The organism is Nostoc sp., from assembly GCF_036917655.1.
GTDB lineage: Bacteria > Cyanobacteriota > Cyanobacteriia > Cyanobacteriales > Nostocaceae > Nostoc.
This window is the reverse complement of sequence record NZ_JBALCY010000009.1, coordinates 346,897-362,187: the sequence shown is the minus strand read 5'-3', so window position 1 is coordinate 362,187 and position 15,291 is coordinate 346,897. Positions and strand designations below refer to the sequence as shown.

Annotated in this window: 14 protein-coding genes; 7 read left to right on the top strand and 7 right to left on the bottom strand. The window is 40.7% G+C overall.

The features are described 5' to 3' along the window. The first annotated feature begins 300 nt into the window (after nucleotides 1–300). The 5 genes from V7K30_RS05965 (at nucleotide 301) to V7K30_RS05945 (ending at nucleotide 4,802) form a co-directional block, all read left to right on the top strand. On the top strand, nucleotides 301–477 hold the full coding sequence (locus V7K30_RS05965) for a hypothetical protein (RefSeq protein ID WP_334998031.1): 177 nt from the start codon (nucleotides 301–303) through the stop codon (nucleotides 475–477). Nucleotides 478–582: 105 nt separating this feature from the next. Next, nucleotides 583–1,599 (top strand): catalase family protein, encoded by a 1,017-nt coding sequence (locus tag V7K30_RS05960; RefSeq protein ID WP_334998029.1) that lies wholly within the window; start codon nucleotides 583–585, stop codon nucleotides 1,597–1,599. Nucleotides 1,600–1,907: 308 nt separating this feature from the next. Continuing rightward, complete coding sequence (locus V7K30_RS05955) at nucleotides 1,908–2,045, top strand: hypothetical protein (RefSeq protein WP_334998027.1); 138 nt, start codon at nucleotides 1,908–1,910, stop codon at nucleotides 2,043–2,045. Nucleotides 2,046–2,759: 714 nt separating this feature from the next. Next, nucleotides 2,760–3,779 (top strand): Npun_R2821/Npun_R2822 family protein, encoded by a 1,020-nt coding sequence (locus V7K30_RS05950; RefSeq protein WP_334998025.1) that lies wholly within the window; start codon nucleotides 2,760–2,762, stop codon nucleotides 3,777–3,779. Nucleotides 3,780–3,854: 75 nt separating this feature from the next. Then, nucleotides 3,855–4,802 carry a glycosyltransferase family 2 protein gene (locus V7K30_RS05945; RefSeq protein WP_334998023.1) on the top strand — a complete coding sequence of 316 codons (948 nt, stop codon included), beginning with the start codon at nucleotides 3,855–3,857 and terminating at the stop codon, nucleotides 4,800–4,802. Nucleotides 4,803–4,941: 139 nt separating this feature from the next. Here V7K30_RS05945 and V7K30_RS05940 read toward each other — a convergent pair whose 3' ends face one another. Then, complete coding sequence (locus V7K30_RS05940; RefSeq protein ID WP_334998021.1) at nucleotides 4,942–5,679, bottom strand: ParB N-terminal domain-containing protein; 738 nt, start codon at nucleotides 5,677–5,679, stop codon at nucleotides 4,942–4,944. Beyond that, nucleotides 5,676–7,064, bottom strand: coding sequence for an AAA family ATPase (locus tag V7K30_RS05935; protein WP_334998019.1), 1,389 nt, complete (start codon nucleotides 7,062–7,064; stop codon nucleotides 5,676–5,678). Before V7K30_RS05935 ends, V7K30_RS05940 begins: the two co-directional genes overlap by 4 nt. A 268-nt stretch (nucleotides 7,065–7,332) precedes the next feature. On the opposite strand from V7K30_RS05935, the gene V7K30_RS05930 reads away from it, so the two are divergent. Beyond that, entirely contained in the window at nucleotides 7,333–7,704 is a 372-nt protein-coding gene (locus tag V7K30_RS05930; protein ID WP_334998017.1) for a zinc ribbon domain-containing protein, read from the top strand. A gap of 111 nt (nucleotides 7,705–7,815) precedes the next feature. Here V7K30_RS05930 and nblS read toward each other — a convergent pair whose 3' ends face one another. Both nblS and purD read right to left on the bottom strand, forming a co-directional pair. Further along, nucleotides 7,816–9,762 carry a two-component system sensor histidine kinase NblS gene (gene nblS, locus V7K30_RS05925; RefSeq protein ID WP_334998015.1) on the bottom strand — a complete coding sequence of 649 codons (1,947 nt, stop codon included), beginning with the start codon at nucleotides 9,760–9,762 and terminating at the stop codon, nucleotides 7,816–7,818. Between the two features lie 227 nt (nucleotides 9,763–9,989). Further along, complete coding sequence (gene purD, locus V7K30_RS05920; RefSeq protein WP_334998013.1) at nucleotides 9,990–11,267, bottom strand: phosphoribosylamine--glycine ligase; 1,278 nt, start codon at nucleotides 11,265–11,267, stop codon at nucleotides 9,990–9,992. 526 nt (nucleotides 11,268–11,793) lie between these two features. Between purD and V7K30_RS05915 the strand changes: the two genes are divergently transcribed. Next, entirely contained in the window at nucleotides 11,794–12,747 is a 954-nt protein-coding gene (locus V7K30_RS05915; protein WP_334998011.1) for an NAD-dependent epimerase/dehydratase family protein, read from the top strand. Nucleotides 12,748–13,005: 258 nt separating this feature from the next. Here V7K30_RS05915 and V7K30_RS05910 read toward each other — a convergent pair whose 3' ends face one another. From V7K30_RS05910 to V7K30_RS05900, 3 genes are all read right to left on the bottom strand, one after another. Continuing rightward, a complete protein-coding gene (locus V7K30_RS05910) occupies nucleotides 13,006–13,224 on the bottom strand; it encodes a hypothetical protein (protein ID WP_334998009.1) in 219 nt (72 codons plus the stop codon). A 58-nt stretch (nucleotides 13,225–13,282) separates the two neighbouring features. After that, nucleotides 13,283–14,332: an aliphatic sulfonate ABC transporter substrate-binding protein gene (locus tag V7K30_RS05905; protein ID WP_334998007.1), complete on the bottom strand. Its 1,050-nt coding sequence runs from the start codon at nucleotides 14,330–14,332 to the stop codon at nucleotides 13,283–13,285. Nucleotides 14,333–14,686: 354 nt separating this feature from the next. Beyond that, nucleotides 14,687–15,286 (bottom strand): arsinothricin resistance N-acetyltransferase ArsN1 family B, encoded by a 600-nt coding sequence (locus V7K30_RS05900; RefSeq protein ID WP_334998005.1) that lies wholly within the window; start codon nucleotides 15,284–15,286, stop codon nucleotides 14,687–14,689. Between the last annotated feature and the right edge of the window lie 5 nt (nucleotides 15,287–15,291).

Here is a 15,291-nt window from a genome sequence, read left to right as displayed (position 1 = left end):
AAATTATTGACGTTGGATATTTTATGCGTCTTAGCTGTGGTGCGAGTATACATCCCAAATTGTGTAAGTCATATAGGACTCATATTACCTATTTTTCTACCGCAAACTTAGTTAATAATATTAAGCGATAAAGATAAATGTCCAAAGGCTATGGCTATAAAAACTTTAACTTTTTCAATTTTACTTATAAGTTTAATGTGGTGATTCATAAGTTTCCTTTATAAATCTTTAAAAGAGATCAACTTTTTTAGACTTGGGGAAAATTGTATCACAGGCTACTATTTTTTCGCGATCGCACATGTGTTCGATGCAGATGCTGTAAAAGCTGCTGTCACCCGCCAAGAGCCAGATGTGGTGATTGAACAACTCACTTCCCTGCCTAAAACCTACACTAGCGAGTCGATGAGTGCGGCAGCACCACTGAACCATCGTATTCGTCTAGAAAATTGTTCAGGTTATTTTTACACAAAGCCTTAGAATAATTGCTGATATGAGGATGATTTTGAGCAAGCTAGAACAATTTGGAAGCGAGCTGATCGGTTCCTCAAATCGTTATTCTATAACCTATAAGGAGAAAGAGCCATGAGTCAATCTGATCTATCCACTGCTACCCAAGAAGCGGCTACCGATACCATCATAGAAATTGATGTCAAGGTTCTAGCCGAGAAGGGACCAGACTTGCGAAAAGACCATCCTAGTAGTCACGGCTTGCTTTGGGGAGAGTTCAAAGTTGAGGACAATCTACCTGAATCGTTGCAGGTGGGTATCTTTGCCCAGCCGACAACCTACCCGATTTGGATGAGGCTCTCCAATGCTTCCCCACCAGAGAAGCGCGGTAAGCTCAAGTCAGATATTGAACCCGATGTGCGGGCACTCGCCATCAAACTTCTGAATGTTAAGGGTGAAAAAGTTCTGGATGATGAGCAGCAAACCCAAGACTTTTTGATGATTAATCACCCGGTCTTCTTTGTGCGTGATGCCCAAGGCTTTGCCAAGCTGATGAAAGCGAGCGTCGGTCAGGCAAACGAAGAAGATCTGCGATCGCTTGCCCCCACGTTTGAAGTCCTCAAAGCAATTCAAAGCAAACAAGTTGCTAATCCGCTGTTGATCCCGTACTGGAGTGCGACTCCCTTTCGACTTGGCTCACAGGTCATCAAGTTTTCTGTAAGACCTCACCAACAAGATACTCCGGGTTCAACCCCTACTTCAGAGACTTACTTGCGTGAAGAAGTCGTCAAATACCTGACGGCAGAAGGCAAAGATGCAACCTATGACTTTTTAGTGCAGCTTTATGTTAACGATGAGAAAACGCCCATTGAAGATCCGATGCAAGAGTGGCAAGAGCCGGACTCACCGTTTATCAAACTTGCAACCATCACAATTCCAGCTCAGAAGTTCGACTTTGAGGAGCGGAAGCGGCTGGATGAGGGACTCTCGTTCACGCCCTGGCATACCCTGCCTGAACATGAACCCCTGGGTAGTGTCAATTTAGCTCGTAAGAAGGTTTATCGGGAACTAGCAAAGGCTCGACGGGAGTACGCGCAACACCGCGCCGAAGAGCCGCAAACATACAGTTCCATCTTGGACGATCCTCAATAATCTTTCACTTTAGCGGGTTAAGTGATATCAAATAACTCCCCACCAAGGGGAGTTGGGAGTTAGGGGATACACGATCGCTTCAGTTCTTTGAACAGTAATCTGCAACCGTAAGCAGCTGTTTGAGAGATTACCAATTTCCTGTTTGCACAGTGCGGCGATCGCAATAAAGATGAAACGAGCTAACTATAGACATCATATTCACCTTGAGCGATCGCTTTGTTTTAGAAAAAAACCGACCCGACTCAATTAATCGATTATAAACAATAGAAAAGGAGAATATTATTATGACTGTCGGGTAGGGCGGGGATATGTCTTTCCCGAGTGCTAAATTGCAGATGTTACAAATGGCGATCGCTATCACTGCCAAGAGAGCGCGATTGCCCCCTTCCCGTCAAGCCGCAGCTAATCGCCTAAACGATCCAACTGCCATTGTTGGCAATTGGTGATGGGGTGCTGATGAAAGGAAATCTGGGGATAGAGGAAGTAAGCGTAGTTTACCGCCGTAGGCATCGCTCTTGCGGGGCGTAGTCGGGATTTGACTGAAACTAAACGAGAAATATCATAAGGACTACTGTAGGGAAAAGTAAACCACCGTGCATCCTCCAAGTTGGGGCGGTCATCTCGCAGATATCTTCAATCCGATGCTCGCTAATGAGTTCGAGCCACCGTCGAGCAATTATTTTGTTGTCTTCAATGTCACACATTGCTACTCCTTTTATACTTAAATTAAAAATAGTATTTATTTATCAGTGATTAACTGTGGGTTGATGCAAGTTCAGAAATAAATTTTTGCTCCGTGCATTATTGCTAATTTATTGAAAGACAACTCCTACTGCTTTAGACAACCCCAAATATTATCGCATTATAGACAGCATCCAAGACACTTTCATTACTGGTACACTGTCATGTACTTTAATCGAATGCCCAAGCGTATAGGGTATTTTTGAGAGAAGCGATACAACAACACGGGTTTTGCCAATGCAGACAAACATCGGGTAATGTTAGTATCATCCAAACTAACCAAAATAGCTTCCTTCTTGCTCTCAGCATAAAGTGTAAAGACGTGTATAATATTAATTATTTGGGAATAATAGCTCAGACAATAGCGATAAGATTATTTGCGTTACTCAGGAACTTAAAGATAAAAAGGATTTATCAAAATGGATTCTTTCGGAATTTACACTCTTGCTAATGATGTGGTGTATGACCAACTAGTAGCTTTGCTAAACAGCATTGAGGTGAATGTTAGCGCAGATATTCCTATTTGTATTATTCCCTATGATGATCGACTAGACCTAGTTAGGCAAGAAGTTAATACTCGAAAGAATGTAATCCTGTTTGATAATTGGGACGTAATTCAACGCTGGGAAGAATTTGCTCATCAGGTTTGGGCAGCTCATTCCAGGGAAAAAGAGACAAAAATATCACGCTCTAGTTGGTACAAAAGTCATTTACAAAGAAAGTTTGTTGCGTTTGAGGGTATTTTTGATAAATTTGTATTTTATGACAGTGATAGCTTGGCAATGAAGCCACTCAATAATGTAATTGATAAATTAGAAATATACGATTTTATTTTTGATGATTGGGAACACCTTAAGGATAGACCTGTTGCAGCGTTAAATATTTCAGTTATAAAACAAACTGGACTGTATACAGAAGCAGATATCCGTTCTAAGCTGCATTGTTCTAGCTTTTTTGGATCTAAACGAGGATTATTTACTGTTAAAGAAATTGAAATAATGAAAGAGCGGTTAATTACCCACAGGGAAGTTGAATGGATTAATGGACATGGATGGTGGGATGATGCTTTTTTGTTTAATTATATGACTTTGCGGTGCGATCGCCCACTATTTAACTTTACACTTAGCCCCAATGGCGAAGATAGAACAGGCAACTGTGCCAATGCAGATCCTTTCGTCAATATTAATAATGTTCTTTACAATGAAGATGGCTTAAAACCAATTCACCGCATCCATTATATGAGCTATTCTTCCCGTGATTTTGCCTATTTATGTCAAGGACAAGACGTTAATATCTGTTATGCAAATGAGTTTTTACATTATCGCTTTGTCAAACAGCCAGAACAAAAGCCAAAAGAGCTAAGACCACTTAGCATAATTGCAAAAACTAATAATCTTTTCCATAAAACCATGAATAAACTTCAAAGAACTATCCGCTAAATATAGCTTTATTAGCGATGCATTAAATTAGCAATTGGTATAAATTTTCTATTTTCTCAACTATTAGTATATAATATGCCTAAAATTACTGTTTGCATTCCTACTTTTAATCGTGTTCATCTCCTTCCTTATGCCATTGACAGTGTGCTGAATCAGTCTGAGCAAGACTTTGAGCTAATTGTTTGTGATGACGGTTCTAGCGATCGCACACCTGAGTTAATATCAGAGTACACAGACCACCGGATTAAATATATCCGTCATCCGCAAAATATTGGTAAAAGCAATAATATGCGCTCTGGGTTTGATGCTGCCAGTGGTGAATATTTTATTAAATTTGATGATGATGATCGGCTAACACCCGATTTTCTCGCAAGTACCGCAGCAATTCTTGCTCAAGACTCTAGCATTGATTTTGTTGGTACAGACCATTGGATAATTGATATTGATAATGTGCGGGATGAGGCAAAAACTCAAGAAAATTCTCATCGCTGGGGTAGAAAGAATTTAGCAGCAGGTGTTGTAGATAATTTGTTGGAAGTTGTATTTAGTCACCAAAGCTTTCAAATTGGGGCGACATTATTTCGCCGTAAAACATTGCAAGAGTTAGGATTTATGCAGCCAAATCTGCAAAATTGTGAGGATAATGATTTATTTGTGCGTCTAGCTTTGGCTGGAAAAAAGGGTTATTATTTACCAGAATTATTGATGGAATATCGCAACCATGCAGAGCAGCAAGGTATTAATCGAGCCATTCCTTATTTATTTGATAAAATCCAGTATTTAGAAAGTTATAAGTTTGAGTCGGAAAAAATAGAGACAATCAGGAAAAATCGTCTAACTGAAACGCAATTATTATTAGGTTTGCGTTTAATTGAAAAGGGTGAAACGCAAAAAGGCAGGGAGTTAGTTTTAGCAGGAAAGTCTTTTTCAACTCCTAAAGCTTGGACTGGTTTAGGATTATCGCTGTTACCAGTTGGGTTGCGAGGTAAGGCATTTAATGCACTGCGACAGGTGCGGGGTTAGATATGAAACCTAACCCCCCAGCCCCCCGCAGGTAGCATCGCCTTTTTTCTATCAAGTACTTGGTGGAAATATCTCACGCAGAGGCGCAGAGAAAGCTATGCAGAGTTTTTACACCGCGAATAACTTATTTTAATAACTACTAACTTCTTGACCACTCATCAATAATAGTCAAAATTGTTTTATCACCCAACTTTATTGTTTTATCACCCAAGTTTTTAACAGACTTTACTACATCCCGGTAATCTTCAAACTCTTGCTTCGGTTTCTTGCGTCGAGCATCAAATATGCCTTTTGCAAGTTTTTCCGCCCCAGGAATTCTAGAGCGTTGTAACTTTATAGATAACTCGTCTTTATCCAAAGAGTTCAATAAACTAAGTGGATTACTTTGTTCACCCTTTTGGGGAATAAGGTTTTCAAGTTGCTTGAACTGACTATCTATTCTCTGTCTTTCTTGTATAAATTCTGACTTAAATTCATTGAATTGCTTCTCAAGACGTAATTCTAGATTTGTCAGACGTGGCTCTAACTTTGCTGTTTCAGGCTGTGGGGTTACTGGTTTACCAGAAGAATCAATTCCTTTGAGAGATGCAACTTGCTTTACTACTAAATCCTCTAATTTTGGGGCGATGACAAAGGCATTAACCATTTCACCTAGCCGAGGATTTTTTTCTCTTGCTCTGACAGCAGCATAATATTCAAAATGTCCATCAACTACTGTATAGCTCTCTACTCCTGTCACTTTCACAACTAATGGTCTGATAATTCCTCCAGTTTCTATAATTATGTCTGCGAGGTTTTCCAAATCAGCCTCTGAAAAATTTGATCGAGGTTCATTACAAGAAATACTTTTTACATCTACCAAAGAAAAATTCATCATTTATTTAGCCCTATTCCTATTAACACTTCATCTGCTAAAAGTTCAAATTCCATAGCAGATTTTTGAGCATCTGATTTTACTTCTTCTGCATATTTAACAACAGATTTGGGGTCAGGATATTCTAAATCTCCAACTGTTATAGTCTGATTCATGCATTCGGATAATACGGTTCTATCATAAATTACTGCTTCCATCAAAGGCAGATTGTAACGTTCGGAAATCACGCTCCTTTGCTTAGGAAAAGTATATTGTAAAAATTTAGAATTGGTAGATATTTTTGAAGCGAGGATACCCATTAATATAATGTGTGGTTTTCCGATCATTTCTCTAAATTCATTAACTTCTATAATAAAGTTTCTGACACTTAACAATCCTTGGTTTGCAAATGGCTTTAAATCTGAAGGAATTATCAGGTAATCAGCAGCGACAAGTGCGACTTTAGCATATAAATCTCTGGATGGAGGCGTATCAATAATAACAATGTCATATTCTTGCTCTACTTTTTTTAATTTCGTAACTAATCTAGTCTTACTAGCATCAATTTGATTAAGTTTATACTGTCCTTCTATTAAATTAATATGTGCAGGAATAACATCTAATTCAGGATTGTTAAAATAATGTGACTTTCGGATAACATCGGGTATTAAGTAAAAATCACCTGATTCTAATAAATGATAGATATTAGAATCGCGTAAATCATCATCTTCATCAAATTGAAATTTGATTAATCCTGTAGCAAAAGTAGTATTTGCCTGGGAATCTATATCAATTAAAAGTACCCTTTTACCTTTTTTACTCAATGCTGCTGCAAGGTTAACTGCAACAGTAGTCTTACCAACGCCGCCTTTATTGTGGTAGATTGCAATCGTTTTCATTGAATGTTGCCTCTTTATTTCCAAATTTAAATTATTTTCTTTTTCTATTTGAACTTCAACTTTATCTACCAAGTGTCCTTCTTTCAGGCTATCTCTACCAATTAAACCTTTAATATTCTTTAACTTAGTCTCAACATCTTTCCCAGAGCATTGAAATATTAACTGAATATCAGTCTGCAATTTTTGATAAATTCTAATTTCTTTCCCATTAGTCAGCAATCCATACCTAACATTCAAACTGGTTAAATAATGCCTGAGTCGGGGGACATGATTATTTAAGTTTTGTTTGGGATGCTTTGCCTCCATGACGACACTCAGAGGTGAGTTTGCATCTAAGACAAAAGGAATCACTTGTGCGGCAAATGCTAAAAAATCTAAGCGGATGCTACCAATGGCAACTTCTTGATGCCACGTGTCAGGAGTATAACCTAGCTGCGGTAGCAAATATTGCACTATGAGTTTGCTTTCAACTTCGCTTTCGTTACGGCACAGCTCAGGATTAAAAGGCAATATTTTTATACCTCTAAATAATTATTGGACTTAGGACAAAACCTCATATTTGCTAGATTATGACATATCCTTAATTATTTTGAGTGATATAAATCACTTAGAATAATATAAAAAATCATCATAAAATTACTACTTTTGCTGATAGAATAACCAATTTTGAGAGCTAGCCATAATCAAAATTAACAAGCTATGTATGTATGTATTTCCCCATTAACCCTGTAAATGGCTAGAATCAAAGAGTTTACTCAACCTATTTGCGCTAAAGGTTTTGGCTACTGTATCTTGTCCTCGCTGCCATCAACTCGTTGATAGTCAAGCTATTAGTTGTCCCTATTGCCGGACAACACTCAAAGCTTACGGTCATCCTGGTATTCCATTGCACCGCGCCACTGGGGATGGGTATCTGTGCGACACCTGCACTTATCACGCTGATGATACTTGCAATTTTCCCCAGCGTCCCTACGCCAAAAACTGTACTCTCTACCAAAATATTGAAGAGACAAAGTTAGAGTTTCAACAGCAGCGTTACACTAAGGGTTTTGCAGTAACTGTGAAAACTTGGGTAAAACGCAATCAGGCTTTGCTGTTGCTATTAGCTTTATTATTGGTCTGTTTGTTGTTCGTTATATTAAGGTCTTGAGTGGTGTTTTGTAGGGAGTGGGGAATGGGGAATGGGGAGTTAGGAGTTAGGAGTTAGGAGTTATAAGAATTCTTCCCCAATGCCCAATGCCCAATGCCCAATTCCTAACCTTCAGACTGTGGTGATTTTGGATGCTTCAGCAATAGGTTCAACTTGTATCGGTGGCGCTTTTTCCTCAAATGCGGCTAAATCAAACCAAAAAGTGGTGCCAATGCCAACTTCACTCACTAGATGGACTTTACTATGATGTCTGTCGATGATATTTCTGACAATCGATAAACCTAAACCCGTGCCTTCTAAGGTGTGAACTCGGTTTTCTACGCGGAAGAAGCGTTCAAAAATTGAGTGTTGATCTTCTGTGGCGATGCCAATTCCAGTATCGGAAATTTCAATCCGCACTGGAGAAGATTGGGTATGACTGGGCTTGAAATCTAGTTGATAGGCGCGGATTGCCACTTTACCACCGGCTTTGGTGAATTTGAGGGCATTACCAATCAGGTTGCCAAACACTTGTACTAATAGATCATAATTACCCATTACTAAGGGCAAATTATGAGCAACTTCTGGAACAAGTTCAACACCTTTATCTTTAGCATTAAGTTGGTAAGTACGTAGTGTTTGCTCGATCGCTTGGGCTAAATCTACGCCATCGAAGTTGTACTGGCGACCAGATTCGAGTTTTGACAAATCCAAAACATCGTTAACTAGGCGGGTTAGGCGATCGGTTTCATGGTTGACAGTTTGGAGAAACTCTTGCCGTTCTTGTAAAGCTAAGTCTTCGCCATAGTCGTGCAGGGTTTCAATATAGGTTTTGATGTTGAATAGAGGCGTTCGCAGTTCGTGAGAAACGTTGCTGATAAATTGACTTTTTGCATCGTTTAATTCCACCTCGCGGGTAATATCTTGCACAGTAATCGCAATACCTTTGATACTTTCTCTTTGCAGGTTAAGTACTGTAGTCAAGAGAATGCGGATCGTTCGGGGGGTGGGTTGGTTAATAAAAATTCGGAATTCGGCGCTTTCGCATTCGCCTGCTGCCATTTCGTACAAGGGACGGGTGATTTCCATTTGTACCGATGAGGGCAAGTGATGTAACACATTGTGTCCTACCACATCAGCAGCTTCCCAGCCAAAAATTCTCTCTGCTGTGGGGTTGACTAAAATCACCTGCATGTTGTTATCAATCAACACAGCACCATCGGCGATCGTCGAAACTAAGGTTTCTAGCTTGGCTTTTTCTGCGGTCAGTTCCTCAATATTCTGTTCTTCATAGCGTTCTAATCGCTCTGCCATTTCATTAAAACTTAAAATTAACTCCCCCAGTTCGCCCCCTAAAGGTAAATCAATGCGCTGTTTGAAATTCCCGGTAGCAATTTGCTTCACCCCCACCAGCAGTTCTTTAATTGGCTTAGTAATCGTCAAAGCGTTAATCACTCCTGCCAAAATCACCATTACCCAAATCGTAATAAAAACGGCAATGGTGACATCGCGGGTAAAATTGGTGGAAATGACAGCAGTCTGATTGGGGTTGATCCCGATCGCTAATACACCTAAGTATTTTTTATTGACGAGCAGAGGAATAAATACATCGGTGACTATCCCATCTGGGGTTGTATGTTGCCGTACCATCGGCTTTTCCCCATCACCAGGGTAATCTTCTGGCAGTTGTATCCGCCGTTTAATGGTGAGGGAGTTTTCTACCTCGGCGTCCCAAAAAGGAATGCCAAAAAAGATTTCCCCGGTTTCATCGGCGTAGAGCATATAACGCACACTAGAGGTGCTGCTATAGAAGCGTTGAGAAAATTGGGCAACCTCAGTGAGATTATTGTCAGCGACTAGGGGAGCAACGTTGGCAGCAAGCAGCAGCCCCAAGTCACGGCCGAAGCGGGTGTCATTCATCCGCGCATCCTGCTGAATTGTATTCACAGCCCAGAAGGTCAAACCACTCATCACCAACGAAACTACCATTGTGGCCACTGCCAGCAGTTTAGTCTGGAGTGTGAAGTCCGACCACCAACTAGCGATCGCATCTCGAATTGTTTTTAACAGACTTAGCATCTTAAATAAAGTTGTTAGTAGTCTTTGTTATAAAGCCCAACAACTAAAAAATTAACAGTTAATTTGACAAACATGTTAGGGGCATTGGGAATGGGGCATTGGGCACTTGTACTGAGCGAACGCGAGTGCGTCTCGTAGAGAAGCTATTGGCGCAGCCTCTCCAAGAGTTGTATTCGGTATTAGTTATTCCCTCACATTCAGCACTCCTAACTCCTAACTCCCAACTTCTAACTCCTAACTCTATAACCTATATCTCTCCGGTAATATATCCCCTCAAACTGAATATATTTGATCCCTGCGTAGGCTTGGGCGATCGCTTGCTCAAAATTTTCTCCGATTCCAGTCACATTTAATACTCGACCCCCATCTGTCACTATTTCTTGTTGCTGGTTCAACTTCGTACCTGCATGAAATACAGTTGCTCCTGTTGCCTCTGCCTCGCCAATGCCAGTAATGACCTGGCCTTTTTCATATTCTCCTGGATAACCACCTGAAGCTGCAACGACAGTGGCAGATGCTCCTCCTTTCCAAGCAATGGGCGGCAATTCACTTAATCGCTGCTGTACACAGGCTAGAATCAACTCTTCTAGGGGTGTTGCTAACAGTGGCAAAATCACCTGGGTTTCTGGATCGCCAAAACGACAGTTAAATTCCAAAACCTTCAAGTCGCCATCGGGTGCAATCATTAATCCAGCATACAGCACGCCTCGGTAGTCAATGCCTTTAGCTCGTAAGGTTGCGATCGCTCTTTCTAAGATTTCTGTTTGAATGCGTGCCATCAACTCTGGCGTAGCAATAGGTGCTGGGGCATAGGCTCCCATCCCACCAGTATTTTCCCCTGTATCGCCGTCACCAATCCGCTTATGGTCTTGAGCTGGCAGCAAGGGTCGAATTGTTAACCCATCGGTCAACGCTAAAACTGACACCTCTTGCCCAATTAAACATTCTTCAATGACGACAAATTTACCAGCACTGCCAAACTGTCCCTGAAAAATCGCATCAACGGCACTTTCTGCCTGTTCAACTGTTTCAGCCACCGTTACACCCTTACCAGCCGCCAAGCCATCAGCTTTGACGACAATTGGCGCTCCCTGAGATTTGACGTAAGATTTTGCTGCTGCTGCCTGCGTAAATACCGCAGCCCGTGCCGTCGCAATCCCTGCTTCTTGCATCAGAGCTTTTGCCCAAGCTTTACTTGCTTCAATTTGCGCTCCCGCTCTGACTGGGCCAAATACCATCAGTCCTTTGTCTTGGAGATAATCTGTGATTCCCTTCGCCAAGGGTACTTCTGGCCCAATTATCACAAGAGTTATCCCATGTTCTAGAGCATATCGGCTCATACCCTCAAAATCATCTACTGCCAGGGGCAAGTTCTGGCAACGTTCCATACTTGCTGTGCCCCCATTGCCTGGTACACAGATAACTTGCCCAATTTGCTTAGATTGCAACAGTTTCCATGCCAGAGCATGTTCGCGCCCCCCATTACCTACAACTAAAACTTTCACTGATTTCCTCGTGCGTCCCTTGCAAAACGAGAATACCTTAGTAGCTCTCGCGGATCAATTTTTTCATCAATTATCACACTTGTGCAAGCCCCCTCATGACTAAAAAGGCTGGGGAGCAGGGGGCAAGAAGAAATATAGCTATTGAATTTATATTATATTTATTCTTATAATACAATTTAGTGAGTTAGTCTAATTAGAGATGTTATTAAGAGCAATAATTACATAAATATACTGAGGTTCTTTCTATATAATTAGAAGGTTTAAGTATTTATGATGATTTTTTGAAGCATTGAAATAATTGAGTAAAAAAATTATCTTCAGATAATGACGATCATTGATTATAAGTATTAACCTGTGAATATGAACCTATCCAATAATAAGATTTATGCTAACAAGCTTAAGCTTATTGATGACTAAAAACGAAAAATCAAGCTTTCCAAGCACATTTTATTAAAAGAAGTAGGCATTTTTAGAATAGTGAGATTAGGTTCATGAAAATTAATGAAAATATCAAAAAATAAGCAATATGGCTAAAATTATCGTTACTGGAGCCGCCGGCTTCATTGGTTCACATCTTGCAGAAACATTGCTGCAACAAGGAGAAGAAGTAATCGGGATTGATGAATTCAATGATTACTACGATCCGATGTTAAAGCTTAAGAATGTTGCACACTTACATCAGTCACCTGGCTTTACATTAATTGAAGGAGATATTCAGTTTTTAGATTGGCAGAAACTCCTAAAAGATGTTGATGTAGTTTACCATCAAGCGGCCCAAGCAGGGGTTAGAGCAAGTTGGGGTAAAGCTTTTCGAGGTTATACAGAACGAAATATTAATGCTACACAAGTTTTGTTAGAAGCAGCCAAGGATGCTAAACACCTGAAAAGGTTAGTGTTTGCCTCTTCATCGAGTGTATATGGCGATGCAGAAACATTACCTACCCACGAGGGAATTTGTCCTCAACCAGTTTCTCCTTACGGCATTACGAAGCTAGCAGCGGAGTTTTTGTGTGAACTTTATTACAAAAACTTTGGCGTGCCCTGTGTGACATTGCGCTATTTCACAGTTTATGGCCCCAAACAGCGCCCAGATATGGCATTTCATAAGTTCTTTAAATCGATTTTGCAGGATGAAGCAATTCCTATTTACGGCGATGGCCAGCAAACGCGGGAGTTTACGTTTGTTAGTGATATCATCGCCGCCAATTTAGCCGCCGCCACCGCACCCCAAGCAGTGGGAGAAATCTTTAATATCGGTGGTGGTAGCAGGGTAGTTTTAGCAGAAGTCTTGGATACGATTGAAGAAATCGTCGGGAAATCAATCAAAAGAAACCACATAGAAAAGTCGATGGGAGATGCCCGTCACACCGCTGCTGATGTATCTAAAGCGCAGAGAATTCTGGGATATCAGCCGCAAGTATCTCTGAGAGAGGGTTTGACACAGGAATGGCGGTGGATTCAGTCTTTGTATTCAAAGTAGTAAAAAGTTCACATACTGTACGTTCGCTCATTTTCAAGAAGTGGGAGGGAATTAAGTCTTACAGGGTCTGAGATGTAGGTGATAAAAAGATTCTGGCAATTTCATCAGTAAAATAATTTGTCGCTGGAGAGCAGAAAGATTGTCTAGACAAGTCTAGGATTTATATAGCAGTAATGTCACAAAAAGCTTTAAGCAGTTGTTCTGTCGGACAAAAATAATCTGCAATTGTACGTTAGACGGTCTTGCTTGGCACAACTGCTACACTGAGCAAGCGCGACTTTTGACCGCATGGTATAATTTTTGAGGCTTGATGCCGTATTTTTCGTGCGATCGCTCACAGGTTGCCAAGAATGCTGCCTCTACAACTCCCACCTCGACAATTAGCGTATCGTCTAAATCGAAAATGATGCTTTCACGATCTCCTAATTTACTCATGTCTGTAAATATCCAGCCATTAATAACATTAGAAAGTTGCATGTTTTGGCTACCATAATGTGCTACCAATTTTATTAAATTTAACGTTTACTGCAAATGCTCAAGGCTTGATTCCTGGTGGGGTTAAAGCAGCATATTGTTCAGAGGAAAGTGTCACCTCTTTAACATTGATTTTCTTAGTGATGAATTTCTGCTCATAGAACAAGTCAGCAATCTTCTGCTGTCCTGACAAAACTTGTTCACTAAGAGGTCTTAATGTGTAACGCCTGCGTTTGGATACCAGTTCTAGTGTTGGAACATCAATTTTTGCTTCGGGCGAAATCAGTTCAGCTACTTGATGTGGGTTGGCTTCAGCCCATTTGCCGATGTTGTTGACCTCTTCCAAGATGACTTTAACTAGGTCAGGATTATCTTTGACGAAATTACGTGACCCTAACCAGTAGCCTCCTTGGGTCGAAATTCCCTTACCATCTCGGATAATACGAACCCTACCAGTTTTTTGAAATAGGGCAAGATGGGGATCACCAATTACAGCTGCTTCAACACTTTTACGTTCAAATGCTGCACGAGTTTCTAATGGTGTGAGATTGATGTGTTTAATATCGCTCAGTTTCAGTCCTGCTTCTTCCAGAACCTTCAGAACGAAATACTGCTGTGCAGTGGCTCTTTGAAAGGCAAGCCCTTTACCTTTGAGGTCAGCTATTGTCTTGATTGGAGAATCTTTATCGACTACAACAGCAGTTTCCTCACCAGTCCCAGGTTTGCTGCTAGCAACATAAACGAAAGGAACGCCGGACGCCTGGGCAAAGATAGGCGGAGTTTCACCGACAAAGCCGAAATCGACACTTCCCACATTCATCGCTTCTAGAAGTTGCGGCCCAGCAGCAAATTTTGACCACTCTACAGAAATACCCAGTGGAGTTAAACGTTTCTCTAACAGTCCTTTAATCTTGAGTAAGTCTCCATCTGTCATATAGCCCATGTGTAAGACCTTTATCTTGGTGCTATTAGAGGCGTTAGCGGCTTGCTCTGGTGTACTTGGTGCTTTACAACTAACTAAAGTCGTGGATAAGGTGAATACTCCACCTACTAAGAATAGTAGAAAGTAATTGAATAGCTTGAAGTGAGATTTGCTCGATATTTCTACCATAATGCAGTAGTAATTCTTTAATATTTTCGTTTCTTTAATACTAAATGTGTGCCCTTTGCGCTACTGGCAATTAGCTGGAAAGTGAAATGAAAGTTGTAGCTGAAAAATTTAATTAAACAGCTTTACAAATAGCGCATCATCTCGGTCATATTTAAAACTACGGTAAATAGACTAAGTTACAGGATTATTTCAATTGCACGGATAGTATCATAGAATTCTGCAAGAATCAAGCAGCAAATACAGCCACGCTTCTGAGACAAGTTTTCTGTCTATGGTTGGTATCAGAATGTCTTATTGCAGATAAATTTAGGGTAAATTATATACAAATGTTAAGTAGCTAATGCCAACACCAAGTTAAACGCGAAGTAGCAATAGTCCACTTCTTAAAGCTTCATTCCACAGAGGCGATTTTTGAACTTCTAGCAAAGAAAGAGGCGGATTTACTGATAGCGGTGGCTGTTGTTGCAGAGATAATTGCCACCATCCAACATCGTGCCACGCCCTAAATTTATACCCAACTCTGCGAAATACACCTACAGGCGAAAAACCGACAGCCTCATGCACAGCGACACTTGCTGGATTAGGTAAAGCGATAGCAGCAAAAACGTTGTAATATCCTTGGAGTTGAAGCAACCCAAAAAGGGAAGTGTACAAAGCTTTAGCAACTCCTTTTCTGTGATGCTCAATATTTACGTACACGGATGATTCCACAGACCATTGGTAAGCGGCACGAGTCCGGTAGGGAGTAGCATAGGCATAGCCTAGAAGTTCACCGTTAATTTCACACACTAGCCAAGGCATCTGCTGTTGATAATTCTGGATGCGTTGCTGAAATTCCGTTTTGCTGGGAGGCTCTATCTCAAAAGAAATTGAAGTTTCCCGCACAACTGGCGCATAAATTGCCAGCATTTTTAAGGTATCACTTTCATTAGCTAGTCTGATTGCAGCCTTCACAGCAG